A 22,487-nucleotide genomic window follows, 5' to 3' on the forward strand; every position below is an offset into this window, starting at 1 on the left:
GGGGTTGTGAAAGGGGGTAGTCTCTGTATGGGACTGAGGTACCCTAAGGATACGACTGAGGGTACCTCAGTCGTATCCTTAGGGTACCTCAGCCGTACTGTGTGCCACCGTCGAAAAAGGCTTATTCTATGATGTTCATTTCTTTTATCAGATGCTCGCAACCGCCCAGCTTCTCGAGGATGAAAAGAACGTAGCGGATATCCAGTGCGATGCAGCGTTGCAGGTTGTTGTCGAAATTGATGTCGCCGCTCAGGGACTCCCAGTTGCCGTCGAATGCGCAGCCGATAAGCTGTCCTTCGCCGTTGATGACCGGGCTGCCGGAGTTACCACCAGTGATGTCGTTCGTGGTCAGGAAGCAGACGGGCATCGTGCCGTCTGCCATGGCGTAGCGGCCGAAGTCCTTGTTGAGGATAAGCTCTTTCAGCTTGGCGGGTACTACGAACTCACGGTCTTCGGGGTTCTCCTTTTCAAGAATGCCGTCGGTGGTAGTGTAGTATTTGTAGTGCACCGCATCGCGTGGATTGTACGACTTCACGTTACCGTAGGTAAGGCGGATAGTGAAATTGGCGTCCGGGTACGAGGGGACGGGCAGCTTCATCTCGCCCAGTCCGCGGATATATGCCTTGTGCAGCAAGTCCAGCCCGGCGCTCAATGTGCGGTATTCCTGGGCAACGGCAGTTCTTTTCTCGATTTTCGCGCGGGAGTATGCCGTGGCGGGGTCTTTCTCGATAGCCTTTACCGTGGGCTTTTTCATGAACTTGTCGAAGTTGGCGCGGTTGGAGAGGATAGAGTTATCGTAGATGTCATCTATATAGGCATCGTAGTCGCCTTTATACTTCTCCTGGATAGTCCGGTAGAAATCGGGCAGTTGTTCCGGTTGCAGCTTTTGGGCGAGGGCGGGCAGGATAGCTTTGGCTACGGCGCGGTCTACCTCGTGGTCGTAGTCTTTGTTGTGGATATCGTTGAATACTTCTTCCAACTGGGCTTTGCCGGCAGTGAGCGCCGAGTCGTTTTTCTCTTCCAGCGCTTTCTTTATCTTGTCCATAACCAGGTAGGGGCTTCCGAACTCGATAGCGCCGCTCAAGGCTTCGTACAGGTAGTTGAGCTGGCGGGTAACGGGCATTCTCTTGGCAATGATGCCGTCTATCTTGCTTACCACGCCTTCGTATTCGGGCTTGCCTTGGGCAAACTCGGCGAATTTCTTTTCCTGTTCCGCCTTGGCGCCCAGTACGTCGTTGTCTACGATAGCTTTGTTCATGCCGATAGAGTTCTTCCAGTAGTTGCTGCTTCCGGCAAACTTGCTGGCGTACTGGATGCGGGTCTTATCGCTGGCATCCATGTATTTGCGCAGTACTTCGAGGCGGACGCCGCGCATGTCAATCATCGCCTGGTTGTCTGCTTCCATGCGCTCTTTCACTTCCGACTGGGTGAGGTAGCGGCTGGTGCTGCCGGGGAAACCCATAATCATGGCATAGTCGTTTTCTTCCAGCCCCTTGATAGAAATCGGCAGGTACTTGGGTGTTTTCAAGGGTACGTTGTCCTGGGAGTACTCGGCGGGCTCGCCGTCCTTATCGGCGTAGATGCGGAACATGGAGAAGTCGCCCGTATGGCGCGGCCACATCCAGTTGTCCGTTTCGCCGCCGAACTTGCCTACCGAGGAGGGGGGAGCGGCTACCATGCGGATGTCGCTGTACACCTTATAATAGAATAGGTAGAATTTGTTGCCTGCATAGAAAGGCAGCGCCCTTACTTCGATGCCCGGCTTGCCTTTCAGGTCGCTCTTTTCCAGTTCTGCTTTGGCGAGCTTGCCCAGGAACGGTGCGGTCAGTGCATCGGTTTCCGTTACTTCGCCGGCTTTGATTTTCCCGTTTACAAGGTCGGTGATGTCTACGATACGGTGTACGAAGCGGAATTTCAGTCCCGGGGTGGGCAGTTCCTCGCTGCGGCTCTTTGCCCAGAATCCGTCTGTGAGGTAGTCGTGCTCTACCGAGCTGTGTTGCTGGATAGCTCCGTAGCCGCAGTGGTGGTTGGTGAGAATCAGTCCTTCGGGCGAGACGATTTCGCCGGTGCAGCCGCCGCCGAAGATGCCTACGGCGTCTTTCAGCGATACGCCGTCCGGGTTGTACAGGTCGTCGGCTTCGAGTTTCAATCCTTGTTTCTTCATCAGGTCGATAGAGTTTTGCTGCTTCATCAGTTGCAGCAGCCACATCCCTTCGTCTGCGCGCGCGGTGCAGACGGTCAGCACGGCAATGGCCGCGATAAGATACTTCATTGGTTTCATGCTTGTAGTTTATTAATGTATGATTTTATTTGAATTTTCCTTCCCGTACGGCTTCCATGATGTTGGCGGGCGGGCGCTGGTTCATGAGCTCTTCTTTCATGAAGTCCATGTAGGGGGCTACGTGCCGGAAGAATTTCCGGTAGCCGGCGCAGAGGTAGTTCAGCCCGGGCTCGCCGCTCGCGGTGTGTGCGAAACGGTTCTTGGGGCATTCGCCGTTGCAGGCGAACAGCCATTCGCACTCCCGGCACTGGGCGGGCAGCGATTGTTGCTTCATCAGCCCGAAGGCTTGCTGCTGCTCGCTGTACATCATCTCTACCAGGGTTTTCTGGTAGATGTTGCCTAATTTGTATTCGGGGAACACGAAGTGGTCGCAGGCATATACGTCACCGTTGAATTCCATGACGCCGGCATGCCCGCAGGTTTTTGCCATGGAGCATACGCCCGGCTGCTCGCCTACCCAGTTGGCAAGGGTGGAGTCGAAAAGCTGGATGTAGTAAGTACCTACGTCTTGCTTCACCCATTCGTCGAACAGGGTGCAGAGGAAGTTGCCCCATTGTTCCGGGCTGACGGAGAAATCGGCCAGCCGGGTGGCGTGTTCCCTGTCTGCCAGCGATGCCAGGTGGCGTCCGTCCTGGTGCGGCGTGATGCGCTCTACGATAGGGGCGAACTGGATGTAGTGCGAGCCTATTTCCTTGAAGAAGTTATAGAAGTCGAGGGGGTAATCGGCATTGAAGTCGTTTACCACCGCCATTGCGTTCCATTGCACTCCGTGCTTTTTCAGCAGGTTGATGCCTTGCATCACTTTGACAAAGGAGGGTTTGCCGAGCCGGTTTTTGCGGTATTCGTCGTGGAACTCCTGCGGGCCGTCGATAGATACGCCTACCAGCCAGTTGTTCGCTTTGAAGAACTCGCACCATTCGTCGGTGAGCAGCGTGCCGTTCGTCTGTATGCAGTTGTCTATCGTGCGCCCGCCGGCGTATTTCTTTTGCAGCTCCATGGCTTTCTTATAGAAGGAGAGCGGGCGCATCAGGGTTTCTCCGCCATGCCAGGTAAAGAGTACCTGGGGCATGGTTTGCGAGTTGATGTATTCTTCAATGAACTTTTCCAGCAGCTCGTCGCTCATTACGTGCTTGGGGTTGTTTACGTACAGCTTGGACTTTTCCAGGTAGTAGCAGTAGTCGCATGCCAGGTTGCATACGGCGCCTACGGGCTTGAGCATTACGTAAAGCGGCTTGGCAAAAGGGGCGTAGGTAGACATGTATATTCTTCCGTTTTTTATTATTATGATTGTGCAAAAATACGTAAACCAAATGAAAAATCCTTTCTTTCTATCCGGTTTATAAGGAATATTAATACCTTTGCCGCGTGTAATTCATAAATCGTTTCCTGCATGATTAAAATGAGTGTAAAGCGTATTTTGCCTCTTTTGCTTTTACTGGTATTTTTGGCTTCCTGTACCCGGAAGTATAAGGTGGAAGGCAGTTCTTCGGTAACGAGCCTCGACGGGAAAATGCTATTTCTAAAGATTCTCAAGGACGGCCAGTGGGTTTCCATTGATTCTGCCGAGGTTATCCACGGTCTTTTTTCCATGAAGGGACGGGTGGATTCCGTGATGATGGTGACTCTTTATATGAACGACGAGGGCATCATGCCGCTCGTGCTGGAGGACGGCAAAATCGAGGTGTCCATTTCGAATACGGCGCTGACGGCTAAGGGCACGTTCCTCAACGACCAGTTGTACGACTTCATCGAGAAACGGAATGCGCTGGAGCTGCGGATAGAGGAGCTGGACCGTAAGGAGGCGCGTATGGTGCTGGACGGAGCCAACCTGGAGGATATCCACGGGGAGCTGGAACGGGAAGGAAAGGAGCTCGTGAAGGAGATGAACGATTATGTGAAGCAGTTTATCGTGGATAATTATGAGAATGTGCTGGGACCGAGTGTCTTTATGATGATGTGCAGTACGCTGCCGTATCCCATTATGACCCCGCAGATAAAAGATATCATGCGCACCGCTCCCCTGGCTTTCAAGGAAAACGAGCTGGTGAAGGATTTCCTGTCGAAAGCGAAGGAGAACATGCAGCTTATCGAGGAACACCGCCGGGTGGAGCAGAATGCTTCGGCGGATAACGCTTCCCGCAACCGGGAGTGATTGCCGGTGAAGGGGCTTAATGCTCCTGGTCTTCGTTCTTTACCATTCCCCTGTATTTTTCGGGCAGGCAACTTTCTACGGTGGCATAGGCTTCCGCCATGGTTGCCTTGATATTCTCGGCTCCTTGTCCTTTGGGCGGAATGGGGTCGTGGATAGTCAGTATCATACGGTGGCGGCGTATCCACTTGCCGGTGCGGGGCAGTATCTCGAACGAGCCGTCTATGGTTACGGGCACTACCGCCAGTTGGAGTTCGTCCGCCAGTTGGAAGGCGCCTCTCTTGAAGTATCCCATATGTCCGGTAAAGGTGCGCGCCCCCTCGGGAAATACTACCAGCGATACCCCGTCTTTGAGGGAGGCTTCTGCCTGGCGCATGGTAGCCAGCACTTTCTTGGGATTGGAACGGTCTACGAAGATGTGCCCGGCGCTCTCGCACGCCTTGCCCACGAAGGGAATCTTGCGCAGGCTTTTCTTCATCATCCATTTGAAGTTCCTCCCCAGGAAACCGTAAATCAGGAAGATATCGAACGAGCCCTGGTGATTGGGCACGAATACGTAGGAGGTACGCTTGTGCAGCTTCTCGCGTCCGTTTATTTTTACCGGGATAAGCAGCAGGTAGCATATCAGTTGTGACCATATTTTACCGGGGTAGTATCCCCATACATGGGCGCCGCCCACCAATGAGCCTACAATCGTAACCAATGCGGTGAGAATGGTCAACACCAGTAATACGGGCAGCGCAAAGCAAACCTGGTAAATATTATAGAGTATTTTCATAGGTTCTGGATTTTGTTGCCGCAAAGATAGCCCTTTTTTATGTTTTGTCACTCATTATCGCTGACTAATTTTATTACGGTGATTTCAGGCCATGCCCCGAAACGGAAGGGCAACCCCACATAACCTATTCCTACATTGACGTACAGGGCGCGCTTGCCTTCGTAATACATGCCGCTCCATTCCGGATAGATGAGGGATGCCAGCGAGTGTCCGAATATTTCCATTTGCATGGCGTGCGTGTGTCCGGAGAGGGTCAGCTCGATGTCCGAGTCCGGCAGGACTTCGCGCCGCCAGTGGGTGGGGTTGTGGCTGAGCAGGATACGGAACATGCCTTCCGTGCCTTGCATGGCTTGGGGCAGGTCGGCAAACTGCGAGAAGGGCGGTTCACCGTCGTTCTCCACGCCTATCAGGGCTATGCTGTCGCCTTTGTGATGCAGGATGTCGTGCGTGTTGTTCAGCATCTTCCAGCTCATTTCCTTTTGCTGCCCGATAAGGCGTTCCAGGTTGGCGGCTTCTTCTTTCGGATTGCGCCAGCGGTAGTAGGTTCCGTAGTCGTGGTTGCCGAGAATGGAGTACACTCCGTCGGGTGCATGGAGCTGCGAGAGTATTTCCGTGAAGTCGTCCAGCTCGTGGCTTTGCTGGTTTACCAGGTCGCCGGTAAAGACGATAAGGTCTGCCTTTTGTCCGTTAGCCAGGTTTACCAGTTGCCGGATAGCTTCCGGGTTGCCTTGCCAACTGCCTATGTGTATGTCCGACAGTTGGAGGATGCGGTAGCCGTCGAACCCTTCGGGGAGCTTGTCCGAGCGGTATTCCACTTGCTTTACCTCGAAGCGGGTGATGCCTGCGACAGCCCCGTACAGGATGTTGACGAAGCAAATGCCGCCCAATACCAGTCCCAGCAGGGTATAGGGAAGCCGGTGGGCTACGAAGGGGAAGCGGGGTTGTCTGAACGGCGAACGGAAAATGAGGTATGACAGCAGGCGGCTGATGCCCCGCATCAGTATGCCGAGCAGCGAGCAGAGCATGAACACCGTCTTGGGAACGGCAAACAGCATCACCGCTACCGCCAGCCTACCGATGCCTTGCGGGTGGCGCGAGAGGGCGTTGTCGCCCGTCATGTAGATATAGTACACGTATATGGCTGCCAGCACTACGGTGGGAAGCCAGTATATGCTGCGCCACATTATGCTGCGCGTTTTCTTTACGATGTACACCAGGTAGATGTACATGTCGGGCAGGAGCAGCGCAAGAATGAGTATGAGGGTTATCCGATGCATATGTCCTCCAGTTCTTCTATGTTCTTTTTAATGGTGTCGAGGTGCTTGTACATCAGCTTCTTGTACAGCAGGTAGATGATAAGGATATCGAATGCTGCGAAGATGCCGATTAGAATGGCTTGCACGCCGGCCGATGCCAGGTGGTATTCCATTACCCAGTAGTTGAGTGCGTTGAACAGGATTACCCAGACGGAGATTGCTATCACTTCGTATCTGGTCCATTGCCGCAGGGTTGCCATGCGCCGGCTCACCTGTGCCACGGGCATCTCGTCTACCAGGGTCGCCTTGTTCCAGCGGTAGGTTTTCCAGTCCCACCACATGCCGGCGATGATGCTGACGGCGATGAAGCCCAGGAAGGCGGCTATCTTGTTTTGCAGGTGTTCGTTGGGCAGGAATGCGGGCAGAAACAGCCATATCAGGAGAAGTACGGCAAGGCCTGCCGCTCCGAGGCCGATAGAAAGGCGTTGGAGGTCGGAGATGTGTCCCAGGCTGCTGCGCGTTTTCGCCTTATAGCTCGCAATCAGTTCTTTTATCTGTTCTTCATTGGCAATGGGTTCCTTTTGCAACTGTGCATCCAATGTGTTCCAAGATTTTTTCAGTTCGTCCAGTTCCATATATCATTCCTCCTTGTTCATTTTCCTTAGTTTGTCTTTTATGCGGCTCAGCTTGGTGGCTACGTTGGTTACGGTCAGTCCGGTAATCTCGGCAATCTCCTCGTAGCTTTTCTCCTCCAGGTAGAGCAGTACGATAGATTTCTCCAATTGTCCCAGCCGGTTTATCATCCGGTAGAGCTGCCGCAGCATGGCTTGTGTTTCGTCGGTATCGTCGCTGCGGTCGGCTTCTTGGGTGAGGGTTACAATCTCCGGGATATTCTTTTCTTTCCGTATGAAGCTGATGCAGGTGTTCAATGCAATGCGGTAAATCCATGTCGAAATCTTGCATTCTTTCCTGAACTTCGGAAACGCTTTCCATATGTTGAGCACTACTTCCTGGTACAGGTCGCCGAGGGTTGCGTTCGGTGTGGTGTATAGGTAACACACCTTATAGATAACGCGCTCATACTCCCGTATAACGGACAGGAACTCTTGTTCTACATTTTCCATTGTATTGTTTCTCGAATCGCTTTGTTCTGTTAGTCGCAATGGGTGACGGAAAATCACAACTCTCACTCTTTTAAGTTCGCAGCGAGGAATTTCCGCATTTCATCAGTAGGCTTGCCACGCCGGCGGGCATAGTCTTCCAACTGGTCTTCGCCGATTTTGCCCACGGCGAAGTAGCACGACCGGGGATGTGCCAGCATCAGCCCGCAGACGGAGGCGTGCGGGTACATGGCGCCGTTCTCGGTCAACACGATACCTATCCGTTTCATATCCAGCAGTTCGTCCAGGATGAAGTTTACGGACTGGTCGGGCAGGGACGGATAGCCCACCGCCGGCCGGATGCCCTGGTATTTCTCCGCCAGCAGGTCGGGGATAGGGAGGGATTCGTCGGGGGCATATCCCCAGGCTGTCTTGCGTACGTATTCGTGCATCTTCTCGGTGGCGGCTTCGGCAAGCCGGTCGCTTAGGGTCTGTACGAGGAGATGTTTGTAGGGGTCGTCCTTGTAATACCCCTCGGTATCTGCGCTGATAGATGATGCGAATAGTCCTATGGTGTCCGCCGTTCCGGAGGAGAGGGGGCGTATGAAGTCGCTCAGGCAGAGAAACGGGCTGCCGTCGGGGTGCGGTGTCTGCTGCCGGAGCAGCGGGAAAACCGTGTCCTCGATAAGGAGGTTGTCGCCGTCCGCATTCGCCCGGCAGAGCCTGTATATGCATTGAACCGTGATGCTTTCTTCCAGCCGGGCGAGTATCCTGCCGGCCTCCTTGAATAGTTGCATTGCCTCCGCAGCTTTGGCGCGTTCTTCCTCGGGGAAAGATGCCAGCCACATGGCACGGCAGGAATCGCAACCGTGGATATGGGCGATTGCCGCAAACTTAGGCTGAAATCCCCATGCGTGGAAAAAGTAAATCCAGTTGATATAGGGGGTTGCTTCGTGAACTTTATAATTGATAACGGGCAAAACTCAATAACGTTTTAGGAGTTAATGAATAAAATAATAGAGGGGTGCTTTATACCTTGCGGGTTGTTGCTTATGTATTGCATCTTGCGGATAATCTTTTATGCTTTATGCCTTGCGGGTTGTTGCTTATGTATTGCATTTTACGGATAATCTTTTACGCTTTATGCCTCCTTGCGGGTTGTTACTTATGTATTACATCTTACGGATAATCTTTTATGCTTTATACCTTGCAGGTTGTTGCTTAATGTATTGCGTCTTACTGATAGTCTTTCATGCTTTACAGCTTATCCTTTATACTTTACATTTTACTACCTGTTTTCATACTTTGCATCTTGTAACTTATCCCTTATGCTTTACACCTTCCAGCTCATCCTTTATACCCTGCATCCTTCATCCCTCCGTAATCGAATCTCAACTCCTCTCCCCGGTAGGAATCGTCCACCGTATTGCCGTTATAGATAACGTGTCCGTTGGCAAACGTCTTTTCTACCTTCCAGTTGAAAGTACGGCCTTCCAGGGGACTCCAGCCGCATTTACTCAAAATCTTGTCCGTGGTGACTTCCCAGGGAGAGTGGGGGCGTACCAGTACCAGGTCTGCCCGGTAACCTTCGCGTATGAATCCGCGCTGGCAGATGCCGTATATCCGGGCAGGTGCATGGCACATCTTCCGGACAACCGTTTCCAGGGAGAATACCCCTTCGTCCACCAGCTCCAGCATGCTGACAAGCGAGAACTGTATCATGGGCATACCCGACATCGCTTTCAACGCCCCGCCCTCTTTTTCACCGAGCAGGTGAGGGGCATGGTCGGTGGCAATAACGTCTATAAGCCCCGAATTGACGGCGGCGCGCAACGCCTCCCGGTCGGCCTTCCGCTTGACGGCGGGGTTGCACTTTATGCGTGCCCCCAAGCTGTTGTAGTGGGCGGATGTAAAGAGCAGGTGGGCTATGCAGGCTTCGGAGGTGATGTTTTTGTCCTCTAACGGCTCGTCGCTGAATAGTTTCAGTTCCTTGGCAGTAGATACGTGCAGGACATGCAGGCGTGCCCCTGCAATTCTTGCCAGGCGAACCGCCAATTCGGAGGAGGTGTAGCAGGCAGCCACGGAACGTATGTTCGGGTGGGCGCTGACGGGAATTTCCCCCGCCTCCTTGTACTTCTCCTTGTATTTCTCTATGTTCGCCTTGATAGTCTCCTGGTCTTCGCAATGAACGGCTATCAGCATATCCGTGCCGTTGAAGATATTCAGCAGGCTGTTCATCTTATCCACTAGCATATTGCCGGTGCTGGAACCCATGAACAGCTTGATGCCGCATACACGGTGCTTGTCCAGCTTGTCGAATTCCGTATAGTTGTCGTTGGTCGCACCGAAGTAACAGGAATGGTTTACGATACATTTCTCGTTCAGCAGGTCGAACTTGGCATTCAAGGCATCCAGCGTAACGGTCAGCGGATTTGTATTGGGCATATCCATAATGGAAGTCACGCCGCCGGCAGCCGCCGCACGGCTTTCCGTCAGAATATCCGCTTTATGGGTAAGTCCCGGGTCGCGGAAATGCACATGGTCGTCTATGATACCGGGCAGCAGGTAACAGCCCGTTGCGTCGATTACCTCCTCGCAAGGGGCGGAGAGGGGCTTCCAGTTAGTGAGCACCTCTGCGATGCGCCCGTCCTCTATTACTACGGAACCTTGAACGGATTGTCCTTCGTTGACAATCGTGGCATTGTGTATCAGCGTCCTTTTCATATCTTTAGTTTTTTAAGTTCGGATATTTGTGGAACCAACTGTTCCATTTCAACCGGATAACCCCGAATACGGCCTCCCCGAAAATGCTGCTGTTCATCTTGGACGTTCCCAGCTCGCGGTTGATGAAGATTACCGGCACTTCCTTTACCTCCGCCCCGCATTTGTAGGCGGTGAACTTCATCTCTATCTGGAAGGCATAGCCCTTGAAACGGATACCGTCCAGGTTGATAGTCTGCAACACCTTGCGGCGGTAGCATACGAAGCCGGCAGTGGTGTCGTGAATGGGCAGCCCCGTGATGAACCGCACGTACTTGGAAGCGAAATAAGACATCAGCACACGTCCCATAGGCCAGTTCACCACATTCACCCCGCTGACGTAACGCGAGCCGATAGCCACATCCGCCCCCTCTTCGGCACACGCCCGGTAAAGGCGCGGGAGGTCTTGGGGATTATGGCTGAAATCGGCATCCATTTCGAACACATACCCGTAGCCGCGCTGCAACGCCCATTTGAATCCGGCTATGTAAGCTGTGCCCAGCCCCAGCTTTCCCCTGCGCTCCACCATGAACAGGCGGTCGGGAAACTCGCGCTGCAACTCCTTCACGATACCTGCCGTACCGTCGGGCGAACCGTCCTCGATGACAAGTATGTGGAAACCGTGTTCCAGGGCAAAAACAGCACGGATGATATTCTCGATGTTCTCCCGTTCGTTGTAGGTGGGGATGATGACAATACTGTCTGATGTCTGCATATTCATTGAAAATATATAGGGGCTTATTAAGTGGGAACAAATGTAGCGCTTTTCTATTACTTACGGATAAAACTAAGGATTATTTATGTATTTTTGCAACGGAAATTCACCACGGATTGCACGGATTTACGCAGATTAAAGAATGGAATAATCTGCGTAAATCCGTGCAATCCGTACTGAACTAAAAAAGACAATAATGATTATCACCGAACTACAACGATTATACGCCGCCCACCCCAATACGGAAGGTATGTGCAGGTTGCTGAAAGACCCCTCCGTACATCATCTGTATTGCAGCGGGCTGTGCGCCTCCTCCGCTTCGCTGTTCTCCTCCGTGCTGGTACAGCACACGGCATGCCCGTTCGTATTCATTCTCGGCGACTTGGAAGAGGCAGGCTATTTCTACCACGACCTGACGCAGATTCTGGGAACCGGGCGGGTGCTGTTCTTCCCCTCCTCCTTCCGCCGCGCCATTAAGTACGGGCAGAAAGATGCCGCCAACGAAGTACTCCGTACCGAAGTCCTGAGCCGCCTGCAAAAAGGAGAGGAGGGGCTTTGCGTCGTTACCTATCCGGACGCCCTGGCAGAGAAAGTCGTTTCGCGCAAGGAGCTGGGAGATAAGACCCTGAAACTCCATGCGGGCGAAAAGGTAGATATGGATTTCGTTACCGAGGTGCTGCGCAGCTACGGCTTCGAATACGTGGACTACGTGTACGAGCCGGGACAGTATGCCGTGCGCGGCAGTATCATCGACGTCTTTTCCTTCTCCTCCGAGTTCCCGTTCCGTATCGACTTCTTCGGCGACGAGGTAGAGAGCGTCCGCACTTTCGAGGTGGAGAGCCAGTTGTCCAGGGAGAAGAAAGAAAACATCGTCATTGTGCCCGATTTGAGTCGTAGCCTGGAGCAGGGCGGCAGCGGGGGAATGGTTTCCTTCCTGGAATTCCTCCGGCCGGACACGGTGCTGGCAATGCGCGACTTCCTCTGGCTGCGCGAGCGTATTCAGGTCGTTCACGACGAGTCACTGACGCCGCAGGCCATTGCCGCGCGCGAGGCGGAAGACAACGGCGCAATCACCCTCGAAGGCAAGCTAATCGACGGAGGGGAGTTTACCCTGCGTGCACTCGATTTCCGCCGTATGGAGTTCGGGACGAAACCCACCGGAACACCGGATGCCACAGTATCGTTCGAAACCTCCGCACAGCCTATCTTCCACAAGAATTTCGACCTGGTGGCAGAGAGTTTCCGAGACTACCTCGCCCGGAATTACACCCTCTACATATGTAGCGACAGCCCGAAGCAGACCGAGCGCATCCGCACTATCTTCGAAGACCGGGGCGACGCTATCTCCTTCACCCCCGTCGAACGTACCCTGCACGAAGGCTTTGCCGACGACACCCTGCGCATCTGCATCTTTACCGACCACCAACTGTTCGACCGCTTCCACAAGTACAACCTGAAAAGCGACAAGGCACGCAGCGGCAAGGTGGCATTGAGCCTGAAAGAGCTCAACCAGTTTACCCCCGGCGACTACGTGGTGCATACCGACCACGGTGTGGGACGCTTTACGGGGCTGGTACGTATCCCCAACGGGGACACCACGCAGGAGGTGATGCGCTTGGTCTATCAGAACGACGATGTGGTGTTCGTCTCTATCCACTCCCTGCATAAAGTGTCCAAGTACAAAGGAAAGGAAGGCGAGGCGCCCCGCCTCAACAAGTTGGGAACCGGTGCGTGGGAGAAGCTGAAAGACCGCACCAAGACCAAGATTAAGGACATAGCCCGCGACCTGATAAAGCTCTATTCGCAACGACGCGAGGAGAAAGGTTTCCAATACAGCCCGGACAGCTTCTTGCAGCGCGAGCTGGAAGCCTCTTTCATCTACGAGGACACCCCCGACCAAAGCAAGGCTACCGCCGATGTAAAAGCCGATATGGAGAGCGCCCGTCCCATGGACCGCCTGGTGTGCGGCGATGTAGGCTTCGGCAAGACCGAGGTCGCTATCCGTGCCGCTTTCAAGGCAGTGGCGGACAATAAGCAGGTGGCCGTCCTCGTCCCTACCACCGTCCTTGCCTACCAGCATTTCCAGACTTTCCGGGAACGCCTCAAAGGGTTGCCGTGCCGGGTGGAGTACCTCAGCCGCGCCCGTACGGCGGCACAGGCCAAAGCCGTGGTCAAGGGGCTTGCCGCAGGCGAGGTGAATATCCTTATCGGCACTCACCGCATCCTGGGCAAAGATGTGAAGTTCAAAGACCTCGGGCTGCTGATTATCGACGAGGAGCAGAAATTCGGCGTCTCCGTCAAAGAGAAGCTCCGGCAGCTCAAAGTGAACGTGGATACCCTGACGATGACCGCCACCCCCATTCCCCGCACCTTGCAGTTCTCCCTTATGGGTGCGCGCGACCTGAGCGTCATCCAGACCCCGCCTCCCAACCGTTATCCCATACAGACGGAGGTGCATACTTTCAACGACGAGATTATCACCGATGCCATTAACTTCGAGATGAGCCGCAACGGTCAGGTGTTCTTCGTCAACAACCGCATCTCCAACCTGGCGGAACTGAAAGCGATGATAGAGCGCAACATCCCCGACTGCCGTGTCTGTATCGGCCACGGGCAAATGGAGCCTGCCGAGCTGGAGAAAATCATTCTTGACTTCGTCAATTACGATTACGATGTGTTGCTTGCCACCACCATTATCGAGAGTGGCATCGACATACCGAATGCCAATACCATTATCATCAACCAGGCGCAGAATTTCGGTTTGAGCGACCTGCACCAGATGCGCGGCCGGGTAGGGCGAAGCAACAAGAAAGCCTTCTGCTATCTGTTGGCTCCCCCCTTGTCCTCGCTCACTCCGGAGGCCAGGCGCCGCCTGCAGGCTATCGAGAACTTCTCCGACCTGGGCAGCGGCATCCACATCGCCATGCAAGACCTCGATATCCGCGGTGCGGGCAATATGCTCGGCGCGGAGCAGAGCGGTTTCATTGCCGACCTGGGTTACGAAACCTACCAGAAAATATTATCCGAAGCTGTGCGCGAGCTTAAGACCGACGAGTTTGCCGACCTTTATGCCGACGAGCTGAAGGGCGACGGCACTATCAGCGGCGAGCAGTTCGTAGACGAGTGCCAGGTAGAGAGCGACCTGGAGCTGCTGTTGCCCGCCGCCTACGTTACCGGCAGCAGCGAGCGCATGCTGCTCTACCGCGAGCTGGACGGCCTGACGCTGGATAAGGATGTGGATGCTTTCCGCACCCGCCTCGAAGACCGCTTCGGCCCCGTACCGCCCGAAACGGAGGAACTGCTCCGCATCGTCCCCCTGCGCCGCCTCGCTGCGCGTCTGGGTGCGGAGAAGGTATTCCTGAAAGGCGGTCGCATGACGTTGTTCTTCGTCTCCAATCCGGACAGCCCGTACTACCAGAGCCTCGCCTTCGGCAAAGTCATTGCCTATATGATGAAATACACCCGCCGCTGCGACCTGCGCGAGCAGAACAGCAAGCGGAGCATGGTGGTGAAGGACGTAACTACGGTAGAGGATGCCGTAACGGTATTGCAGGAGATTGTGGCGATGCAGGCGGAAGAATGAAACGGCGTGCCGCCTGCCTTTACCTTCCTGCCTGCCCGCTCAAGAAGCACAAGGCCGGAAAGGATGATATTGTGCTGATAAACAAGGAAAAACTGCGGGATATATGCGGATAGGACAGTATGATATCCCTATTCGGCGATAAACTTGATGTACACCCTGTGCGACCCTCTACCCGTATGGCCTATACCGCTGTCGGGCGTTTCGCTCCAGTGTTTCAGCTCGCGCGCCGCAGCGTTCCGCAACAGCCCCGTCAGCTCGCAGTAGTCGCTCACTTTCAGTATCGGGTACTGCTTTAGGTAGTTTTGTGCCAGTTCCAGGCGTTCTCCGGCGGTATACCGGTCGGACGAACGCCGGAACTTCCATTGGGAGCGGTCTAAACGGCAGTTCATGCCCGTTTCCTGTATGAAATCCTTGTCGGCACGGAAGTCGATATTGTCTATGCAGATGCTCCTTACATTACGTTTCTGTCCGCCCTGTCCGGCATCTTCCCGTTCAAAACCTTTACGCAGCCCCAATGAGGGAGTAAATATGCCCAGTCCGTCCACTTTCACTGAGTGTCCTTCGCCCATTTCACGGGCTATGGCTTGGGTGAGCGACTTCACCAGCCCGATGATGTCGCCGGGGGTAAAAGTACTGGAATAGTTGATACGTTGGGCAAGGTAGTCCAAATCTACCTGTCCCCAAATCTTAATACGTGGAAAGAGAACTTTTTCGCCGTCTTCGCTGGGAAGGTTGGAGGCCTGCATTTGATATTCTGCCATGGTATTTCCTATTGTTTATGGGTTGATAATCCGGTAATCGATGTCCGTCCTGCATAAGGCTAAGGAAGAAATGGCATGGGGTAGGGACAAAAGTAGGCAGACTTGCTTACCGAAGAGGCTTAACCTATGCTTTGAACCGTGTCTTCAGCTTAGAGATGCGCATCTTTAGGCTGGAGATGACGGTCTTTAACCTGAAGATGTTCATCTTAAGCGTAAAGATACGGCTTATTTCCTATATGAGCAAGCCTTTCTCCTAAGAAGTGGGTGTTTGATATAGGGGGTGAAAGTGTTTCTTCATTAATGGTTAGTTGCCTGAATAATCGTTCTTTGGTAAATTCTTGACATGATAAGTTTCTTGTCTTGTGGCTCCGATACTTATTCTTATCGGTATGTTTCTTAATCATCCGCCGGCCGATTCGTTTACTGCCCGGATAAGGAGAATCTTATTGGCTCTCTTGATAATTCTCAACTATTTTCATGGCTTCTTCTCTTATTTTATTCCGGATAGAAGCAGGGGCAATTACTTCGATATTACTGCCGTGCGACAAAAGCTCCTGCATCAGTTCTATGGAAAAATAGGCTGTAATCTGAAATATGCCCTCGGCAGTCTCTTGTTGTGAGTGGTGAATCGGGTTGGTACGCAGATAAGGTATATGCCTGGAATTCACTTTGAAGATAATTTTGTGAAGTTCTAAATGGGGAGCATAGGTAATACCATAACAGTGCTGGAAATAAAGTTTGTTATCGAATTCGGCAGGTACGGAAAAGGGAGTTTCTGTTAGCCCGATTGACTCTATTCTATCTAAGGCGAAAGTCCGGATTTCTTGGTGGTGGGATGAAAAACCTAATACATACCAGCGCTGTTTAAATACTTTCAGGCAATAGGCTGATAACAGAGTTGTATAGGAATCCTTATTGAAAGGATGATAGGCAAGCATTATTTTTACAGATGTTTCCATGGCATTAAGTAGTTCGGACAAATAGAAATATCCTGTGGCAGGTTCTTCCAGCAGTATCCGGTTCTGCATCTTTTTGTATGCCTGTAAAGTGGAGGATACGGACAGTGTTTTTAACAGCCAACTCTTTACGCTATCTTCCTGAAATATGTCGGGGTCTTCAAAATAATACTCATGCGTTTGCGCATTATAGGCTATCGTTGTGTCGAACAAATGCTCCACCTTATTTTTTGTTTCCTGAAAGGTACGTCTGTTCAGTTCTTTGCCATAACTGATATTGCTATTCCGCCATGCTTGTTCTACTTGGGAACGCGTCGCTTTTTTCCTGCGGTATAAGAAGTCGGCAAGCCATAATGTTTTGTCTGTTATCATCGTTTTTCCTTTTATTATTCCACAAATATATAAAAAAAGAGAGACTGCACATGTTTTTTGTGCACAGATAGCGGAACTTTGTATCGAAAAACAAGAGGAGAAGGAAATGGAAAAGAAGAATCGGAAAATATTGGAGATGTCCCAAAGACAAGATGTTCAGCCGGACGAACTTGCCGAATATATATATTCCAAGATAAATTTTACATTACCGTATGATATATGGATAGGAATAAACAACGGTTATGCGGAGTTCTATAACTCCTTGTCGGCTTATGATTCGTTTTATGAAAACGATGCCTTTAGGCATATGCTCGATTATTTGTCCGGTGAGAAATTGCTATTTCCGGTAGATAGGCTGAAGATAATTCATGAGTATATATTTGATTATCTTGCACAGGAAGAATTTGTATTGCGATGTTGATTTTTCTAATGATGTATACTAAGTTTTTAATGAATATAAAAAGAAAGGATAAATAGTATGGAACGGATAAATGAAATTTTCTTTGGAGAACATGGATTGACATCTACTTCTTTTTTATTCTTAGAAAAGATGAGAATATGAATTATGAGAAATACGAAAACCTGTCCGGACTATAAAGAAGTGATAATTTATATAACGGATATAAAATCGGAGAAGATGCCGAAACGGAGTTGGCGGCATCGGGAAAAAGTATGAGGAGGAAAAAAGAAGTGACTTTAAAATAATAAAAGATTATTTAGGTTATAGATTTATTTTCCGTATATTTACAACATAATGATTTTTATAATAAACCAACGTTATGGACAGAGAATGTTTTGTAAGCGATAGTGCCGTTAATGATTTTATACAGTGGTTCTCTACTAAGCTTGATGCAGGTTTTATGCATTCTTATACAGACCGGAGAACAAAAAGAGTATGGGAATGTATTTCTGTATATGATGCGTATAAGAAGTATCAATGGGGTGGAGAGAATTTCTGTAAGAATGCAGAAGAGTTGGATAAGTTATCTTCCGACTTGAAGGCCGGTATTGCCGATGAAAACGCTGATGTGTGCAGAGATGCCTGCCTGGGAATTTTGAAGTGGGGCGGCGTGCTACGTGGCAATGAGGAAAAAATAAAAAGGATAGAAGAGAAAAAATCGTTAGTACAATACCTCAAGGATGCCGAGAAAAAGCTGACTACCGGAAATATAGAGAGCCGGGACTACTATGAGGAAGTATATATGAATTCCGGTTTCACGAAGATTTATTCTCTGTATATCGATAATTTTATCATATATGATAGTCGGGTAGGAGCTGCATTGGGCTTTTTAGTGGGGCGTTATTGCGAGGAGAAAAGGCTTGATAAAGTCCCCGGATTACTGAGATTTGCTTATGGAAATAGTAAGGGAGGAACTAATAGAAATCCGAGTACTGGGAATTATACGTTTCCTCTATTGAGGAATATGGGATACTATGATAATCATATAGAAAATAATTTGAAAGCCAACTGGTTGTTGGGTGAAGTGCTGCGGCGTCCTTCTAAATTTAATGATTTACCGGAGAAACGGCGGTTAAGGGCTTTGGAGGCGGCTCTGTTTATGATAGGTTATGAAGTTCCGGGTAAATCGGAAAAATGAATTATGCTATGATAGGAGCTATTTTAGGTGATATTATAGGCTCTGTTTACGAGTTCGATAATATAAAGACGAAAAATTTTCCTTTGTTCAGCCGGTCGTCATCTTATACGGACGACTCTATCATGACGATTGCAGTTGCCGACTGGTTGCTTCATGGAGGCGATTTGGCAAAAGTGATGCAATATTACGGCAGGAAGTATCCCTGCCCCATGGGAGGGTACGGAGGCTCCTTTGCCCGGTGGTTGAATGAGGAGAACCCTAAGCCTTACAATAGTTGGGGAAACGGTTCGGCAATGCGTGTCAGTTCCGTTGGCTGGTATTTCGATTCTTTGGAGGAAACACTGGCTGTGGCTCAGGAAACCGCAATGGTAACCCATAATCACCCGGAAGGGATAAAAGGTGCGCAGGCAACGGCGGCTGCCGTTTTTCTGTCGCGGAACGGGAAATCTAAAGAGTATATAAGGAAGTTCATCGAAGATACCTTTGGCTATGATTTGCATCGTACGTGCGATGAAATCCGCCCTGCATACAGCTTTAATGAGAGTTGCCAGGGAACAGTGCCGGAAGCAATCATTGCCTTTCTGGAAAGCGACAGTTTCGAGGATGCCGTACGGTTAGCGGTTTCCCTGGGCGGGGACAGCGATACGCTTGCCTGCATTACAGGCGGGATAGCCGAAGCTTTTTATAAGAATCAGATTCCTCGTAACTTGATAAAGAAAGTGGAGGGGATATTGGAACCGGATTTGTGGAAGGTGGTACAGGAGTTCCGGCAACGCAAAACGGCGGCGGTTTAAATCTGTTTCGGATACATAGGAGGGTGTCGATACTGAGATGAACACTCTGAAAAGTTACTATATGTAACCGGTAAATATAAAAAGAGCCGTATCATTACTCGAAATGAAGTGAAGTGCACCCCAAAAGTTTTGTGTTTAACTTTGGGGGTGCACTTCAAAAATAGAGTCGATACGGCTTTTTTATTACCGATAAGGGGTATCTGGTTTCGATGCCCTTAGCTACTTGAGCGCATCCGTAAAATGGTCGCCATACTGGGCGGTGTTGTAGATAATAGACCACAAGGCAGCCCATAGTATACCACGGCCGTAATACTTGTTGTCGGTCGTACTTGCCAGGGCATTGCAGGTGGGCGTCCATGTGTTGGTGTGCTGGGAGTCGCCGAGGAATATGATGCGCCGTTGCAAGTCGATAGATAGGGAGCAGCCGTTGCCGGGCACTTCCAGCACATTGGTCACTCCGGCAGGTGTATCGAAGGTTCCGCTGGTTCCGTCTCTATAAAACTGGGCGCTGAAATCAATCGCTTGCGAGGGCTTGTAATTGCTGAAAGGGCCGTTCTTTACGATATAATCCCATACCGGGTCGTCGGAGTGGGCGGTAACCCAGGAAGCGGACGTACTGCTGTTGCTTCTGTACGTATATCCCAGCGATGAAAGCTGGGTGAACAACGCCTTATTGTCCGAGACGCCGTTGTCGAGGGTAACGACTGCGATTCTATTCTTGTCGGGGCTGTTTTTCAGCCAGGTAACCAAATTGTCGTAGTAACCGGATACCTTACTTATATAGGTTCCCGAGAAAAGGACATTTACCTTGTCGGGTATATTCGCACCTACTCCCGCAGTATAGCTGTCGCTGCTGGGCAGGGTCGGTACTGCCGGAACATAGACTATTCCCTGAGGGCCAAAGAAGCTGCTGTAATTGCCGTAGTTGCGGAAGTCGTTGAAAATACCGTTTCCGAGCGCACCGTAACCTCCGTAAAGGTTGGCGACATTAATCGATATGGGTTTCAGCATGTTCCTTGCGATTGTCAGGCGGGCGGTTACCGCTGTGCCTGCCAAAGTGAGTTTCACGTTGTAGGTTATGTCCCGGTTGGCATCTTTATACAATGTCTTGGGGAACTGGACTTTGAACTTGGTACTCATGGGATATTCAGCACCCCATGACATCTCCGTACCGTTTTCACCTACGATTTTTACATCATACTTGTGAGCCGTTGCGGGTTCGGGCTGTTCCAACTCGGCAATCCATTTCATGCTGCTGCCTCCTTGCAGGCTTATCAACTGTGTTTCGTCCGCATTTTCGGATACATAAAGCATGTTGCCCGGAATGCCGGTATTGAAGGATACCGGTTGCTGGCTGATGCCGATTACGCGGGATTTTACGCTGGGGTCTGCCTTCAATACTAAATAGAGGCTGGCTTTCAGAATGGTGCTGCCTCCGTTTTCGCCTTTGGCTTTCACGGTGATGCGGTTCAGCTTCGGGTCTGCGGTATCGTGCGTGTCTTTTACTTCGAAAGCTGCGGCGTTGTCTCCTTCGAGCACATACTCCCATTCGTTTACGGCTGTTCCGTCCGTTGTCAGCCCTGGGTTTACAAGGAACGAGTTGGTATTGTTGCCGGCAATCGTCGGCTCTCCGTCGTATTCGAAGCTGATAGAGGTAATGTCCGGGGTTAGCTCGAACCCGGGTACTCCGTTCTGAATCAGTAGCATAGTACCTTGTACCGAGGGGTCTTCTTTCAGGCTGACTACCAGGAAGCCGTAACGCGGGCTGGTACTTGTATTGGCCGTGTGGGTGTACACCGGAATGATGTTGTTCAGTGCTTTGCTGCTGTCGTAATCGGTTACGGCGGCAGAACCTGCCTGGTCGAAGGAGAAGAACGCCCCAGCTCCCGGAGGATAGATAGCCGCACTCCAGTCGCCGGAGCTGTTTACAGCGATAGGGGGAGCTGCTACACCGGCGGTGTTGCTGAAATGGGAAATGGTTGCCGGGCTCAGCTTCAAATAGAGATTGCCGCCTTCCAGCTGTACGATGTCTATCGTTGCTTTCAGATTGCCGAAGGATAGCTCTACGATGCCGTTGCGCTGTTCTTTTACATCGTTCAGCGCCGTGGCCGAAACGGTCAGTGTCTTTCCGCTCAAAACGGCGGACAGACCGTTGTCCAGCAGTTTCTTGCTGACTGATAGCGTGCCTTCTCCGAAGGTGAATATGCCTAAGTCGTAGCTGCCGCCGTTCGGGGTGAACATCACTTTCTTGGTAGGTATGGCCAGGATGTTGTCGCCGTCGAACTGTACAGTGCCGTGGCTGTCCATATCCCAGTAGTTGATAGAGTAGTTCAGGGATGCCGTTTCGCCTTTATAGGCTTCCAGCTCGGTGGCATATTCTTCTTTTTTTACGGAGTTGACAGTCAGCTTATATACATTGTTGCGTTTGAGGGATTGTCCTGATTCGAGCGGGTGGACATTGGCACGGTGGTACGATACAGTGCCGTTGCTTTTGTTTTTCACTCCGATGATGAGGCATGTGGTCAATTGGTCGTTTTGCTGGGGAGCAGGCACATAATTTTCGTATGCGTACAGCTTGCCTACGATGTCGGCGCCGGCTTCGCTTTCCACTCCGTAGAGCCTCGTAATCCGTTGCGCCGTCTCGTCGAAAGCATTCGGCTCGCCGTTCCATACAAAGAGCGAGGGGTATGCGTTCCAAACCGCAACGGACAGTAGGGTGTATCCTGATGCCGAGTTATGGACGTCGAAACGCGAGACGGAGCGTTGTAATACTATGCTGATTTTGGTATCGTGCGATTCCTTTCTCAATGAGGTGCTCATCAGCAGTGCTTCGCTTTCCAGGGGCTTGGCGGTGTACTCGGGAGAGTCCGTAGACGTGCCCGTAGTAAAGACCCGGACGTCTGCTTCGGCTTCCTTGAAGTTCTTGTTTTTGATTGCGGTTTTCCAATCGTCCAATGTCTGCGAGCCGTCTGCGGGCAAGTAGTTATTGCCCATGTTGGCTACTGCCAAGATGTCGTAAGCCTCTGTCATTTTCAATCCGAGGTCTGAGAAATCGAATGTCATGTCGGTATTCATTTCCAGTGGGGTATCCGGTGTTGCCGTCAGCTCTTTCCAGCCTTTGAAGATGCCGGTTCCGTTGCTGTTGGACTCGAAAAAAATCAAATCAAGTGTTTTTATATTCTCCTCTCCGGCTTCCGGAGCAATCGCTGCGCGTGTTGCCAGTCCGCTGGCAGGGTCTTGGATGCTGAGGTTTATGGTTAATCTGTTGTTTTCCTTCGGAACCAGCCCGCTGTCGTCTTCCGGATTGCAAGACGCGAGAATGGCGGGTATCAGAAGAAAAGCGTACCATGCTGTTTTTTTCATTCTGTTATACTTGTTTTTTAT

General features: G+C 51.3%; 17 protein-coding genes. 5 read left to right on the forward strand and 12 right to left on the reverse strand.

Features of this window, described 5'->3' with window-relative positions; translation table 11 throughout:
• Positions 1–121: 121 nt before the first annotated feature.
• On the reverse strand, positions 122–2,281 hold the full coding sequence (locus C233_RS0113705; RefSeq protein WP_025068839.1) for a S46 family peptidase: 2,160 nt from the start codon (positions 2,279–2,281) through the stop codon (positions 122–124).
• Between the two features lie 25 nt (positions 2,282–2,306).
• Positions 2,307–3,539, reverse strand: coding sequence for an anaerobic sulfatase-maturation protein (locus C233_RS0113710; protein ID WP_018668146.1), 1,233 nt, complete (start codon positions 3,537–3,539; stop codon positions 2,307–2,309).
• A gap of 132 nt (positions 3,540–3,671) precedes the next feature.
• On the opposite strand from C233_RS0113710, the gene C233_RS0113720 reads away from it, so the two are divergent.
• Entirely contained in the window at positions 3,672–4,433 is a 762-nt protein-coding gene (locus C233_RS0113720; RefSeq protein WP_018668147.1) for a DUF4369 domain-containing protein, read from the forward strand.
• 16 nt (positions 4,434–4,449) lie between these two features.
• Here C233_RS0113720 and C233_RS0113725 read toward each other — a convergent pair whose 3' ends face one another.
• From C233_RS0113725 to C233_RS0113755, 7 genes are all read right to left on the reverse strand, one after another.
• Complete coding sequence (locus C233_RS0113725; RefSeq protein ID WP_018668148.1) at positions 4,450–5,208, reverse strand: lysophospholipid acyltransferase family protein; 759 nt, start codon at positions 5,206–5,208, stop codon at positions 4,450–4,452.
• Between the two features lie 47 nt (positions 5,209–5,255).
• The gene (locus C233_RS0113730) at positions 5,256–6,485 is read right to left on the reverse strand and encodes a metallophosphoesterase (protein WP_018668149.1); all 1,230 of its coding nucleotides are present in this window, start codon (positions 6,483–6,485) and stop codon (positions 5,256–5,258) included.
• A complete protein-coding gene (locus C233_RS0113735) occupies positions 6,473–7,099 on the reverse strand; it encodes a hypothetical protein (protein WP_018668150.1) in 627 nt (208 codons plus the stop codon). The genes C233_RS0113730 and C233_RS0113735 overlap by 13 nt, the downstream gene beginning before the upstream one ends.
• A 3-nt stretch (positions 7,100–7,102) precedes the next feature.
• On the reverse strand, positions 7,103–7,588 hold the full coding sequence (locus C233_RS0113740; RefSeq protein ID WP_018668151.1) for an RNA polymerase sigma factor: 486 nt from the start codon (positions 7,586–7,588) through the stop codon (positions 7,103–7,105).
• 62 nt (positions 7,589–7,650) lie between these two features.
• Positions 7,651–8,544, reverse strand: coding sequence for a vitamin B12 dependent-methionine synthase activation domain-containing protein (locus C233_RS0113745; RefSeq protein WP_018668152.1), 894 nt, complete (start codon positions 8,542–8,544; stop codon positions 7,651–7,653).
• 367 nt (positions 8,545–8,911) lie between these two features.
• Positions 8,912–10,288 carry a dihydroorotase gene (locus tag C233_RS0113750; protein ID WP_018668153.1) on the reverse strand — a complete coding sequence of 459 codons (1,377 nt, stop codon included), beginning with the start codon at positions 10,286–10,288 and terminating at the stop codon, positions 8,912–8,914.
• Positions 10,289–10,292: 4 nt separating this feature from the next.
• Positions 10,293–11,045 (reverse strand): polyprenol monophosphomannose synthase, encoded by a 753-nt coding sequence (locus C233_RS0113755; RefSeq protein ID WP_018668154.1) that lies wholly within the window; start codon positions 11,043–11,045, stop codon positions 10,293–10,295.
• A gap of 190 nt (positions 11,046–11,235) precedes the next feature.
• Here C233_RS0113755 and mfd point away from each other — a divergent pair, with 190 nt between their 5' ends.
• Positions 11,236–14,622, forward strand: a complete 3,387-nt coding sequence (gene mfd, locus C233_RS0113760; protein ID WP_026314863.1) for a transcription-repair coupling factor — start codon at positions 11,236–11,238, stop codon at positions 14,620–14,622.
• A gap of 128 nt (positions 14,623–14,750) precedes the next feature.
• Here mfd and C233_RS0113770 read toward each other — a convergent pair whose 3' ends face one another.
• Positions 14,751–15,383: an HU family DNA-binding protein gene (locus C233_RS0113770; protein ID WP_018668157.1), complete on the reverse strand. Its 633-nt coding sequence runs from the start codon at positions 15,381–15,383 to the stop codon at positions 14,751–14,753.
• Positions 15,384–15,826: 443 nt separating this feature from the next.
• Positions 15,827–16,711, reverse strand: a complete 885-nt coding sequence (locus C233_RS0113775) for a helix-turn-helix transcriptional regulator (RefSeq protein WP_018668158.1) — start codon at positions 16,709–16,711, stop codon at positions 15,827–15,829.
• Between the two features lie 106 nt (positions 16,712–16,817).
• Here C233_RS0113775 and C233_RS0113780 point away from each other — a divergent pair, with 106 nt between their 5' ends.
• The 3 genes from C233_RS0113780 to C233_RS0113790 all read left to right on the forward strand — a co-directional run bounded on the left by C233_RS0113780 (position 16,818) and on the right by C233_RS0113790 (position 19,103).
• Entirely contained in the window at positions 16,818–17,132 is a 315-nt protein-coding gene (locus tag C233_RS0113780) for a hypothetical protein (protein ID WP_018668159.1), read from the forward strand.
• Positions 17,133–17,490: 358 nt separating this feature from the next.
• A complete protein-coding gene (locus C233_RS0113785; protein ID WP_018668160.1) occupies positions 17,491–18,309 on the forward strand; it encodes a hypothetical protein in 819 nt (272 codons plus the stop codon).
• A gap of 8 nt (positions 18,310–18,317) precedes the next feature.
• The gene (locus C233_RS0113790; protein ID WP_025068837.1) at positions 18,318–19,103 is read left to right on the forward strand and encodes an ADP-ribosylglycohydrolase family protein; all 786 of its coding nucleotides are present in this window, start codon (positions 18,318–18,320) and stop codon (positions 19,101–19,103) included.
• Positions 19,104–19,322: 219 nt separating this feature from the next.
• On the opposite strand, the gene C233_RS0113795 is transcribed toward C233_RS0113790, so the two are convergent.
• Complete coding sequence (locus tag C233_RS0113795; RefSeq protein ID WP_034777744.1) at positions 19,323–22,466, reverse strand: hypothetical protein; 3,144 nt, start codon at positions 22,464–22,466, stop codon at positions 19,323–19,325.
• Positions 22,467–22,487 lie beyond the last annotated feature (21 nt).

Origin of the sequence: Bacteroides gallinarum DSM 18171 = JCM 13658, assembly GCF_000374365.1 — a bacterium.
Classification (GTDB): Bacteria; Bacteroidota; Bacteroidia; order Bacteroidales; family Bacteroidaceae; genus Bacteroides; species Bacteroides gallinarum.

Coding starts and splice junctions, on each gene's coding strand:
- C233_RS0113705 (WP_025068839.1), bottom strand. CDS start 2,281: ATGAAACCAATGAAGTATCTTATCGCGGCCATTGCCGTGCTGACCGTC.
- C233_RS0113710 (WP_018668146.1), bottom strand. CDS start 3,539: ATGTCTACCTACGCCCCTTTTGCCAAGCCGCTTTACGTAATGCTCAAG.
- C233_RS0113720 (WP_018668147.1), top strand. CDS start 3,672: ATGATTAAAATGAGTGTAAAGCGTATTTTGCCTCTTTTGCTTTTACTG.
- C233_RS0113725 (WP_018668148.1), bottom strand. CDS start 5,208: ATGAAAATACTCTATAATATTTACCAGGTTTGCTTTGCGCTGCCCGTA.
- C233_RS0113730 (WP_018668149.1), bottom strand. CDS start 6,485: ATGCATCGGATAACCCTCATACTCATTCTTGCGCTGCTCCTGCCCGAC.
- C233_RS0113735 (WP_018668150.1), bottom strand. CDS start 7,099: ATGGAACTGGACGAACTGAAAAAATCTTGGAACACATTGGATGCACAG.
- C233_RS0113740 (WP_018668151.1), bottom strand. CDS start 7,588: ATGGAAAATGTAGAACAAGAGTTCCTGTCCGTTATACGGGAGTATGAG.
- C233_RS0113750 (WP_018668153.1), bottom strand. CDS start 10,288: ATGAAAAGGACGCTGATACACAATGCCACGATTGTCAACGAAGGACAA.
- C233_RS0113755 (WP_018668154.1), bottom strand. CDS start 11,045: ATGAATATGCAGACATCAGACAGTATTGTCATCATCCCCACCTACAAC.
- mfd (WP_026314863.1), top strand. CDS start 11,236: ATGATTATCACCGAACTACAACGATTATACGCCGCCCACCCCAATACG.
- C233_RS0113770 (WP_018668157.1), bottom strand. CDS start 15,383: ATGGCAGAATATCAAATGCAGGCCTCCAACCTTCCCAGCGAAGACGGC.
- C233_RS0113775 (WP_018668158.1), bottom strand. CDS start 16,711: ATGATAACAGACAAAACATTATGGCTTGCCGACTTCTTATACCGCAGG.
- C233_RS0113780 (WP_018668159.1), top strand. CDS start 16,818: ATGGAAAAGAAGAATCGGAAAATATTGGAGATGTCCCAAAGACAAGAT.
- C233_RS0113785 (WP_018668160.1), top strand. CDS start 17,491: ATGGACAGAGAATGTTTTGTAAGCGATAGTGCCGTTAATGATTTTATA.
- C233_RS0113790 (WP_025068837.1), top strand. CDS start 18,318: ATGATAGGAGCTATTTTAGGTGATATTATAGGCTCTGTTTACGAGTTC.
- C233_RS0113795 (WP_034777744.1), bottom strand. CDS start 22,466: ATGAAAAAAACAGCATGGTACGCTTTTCTTCTGATACCCGCCATTCTC.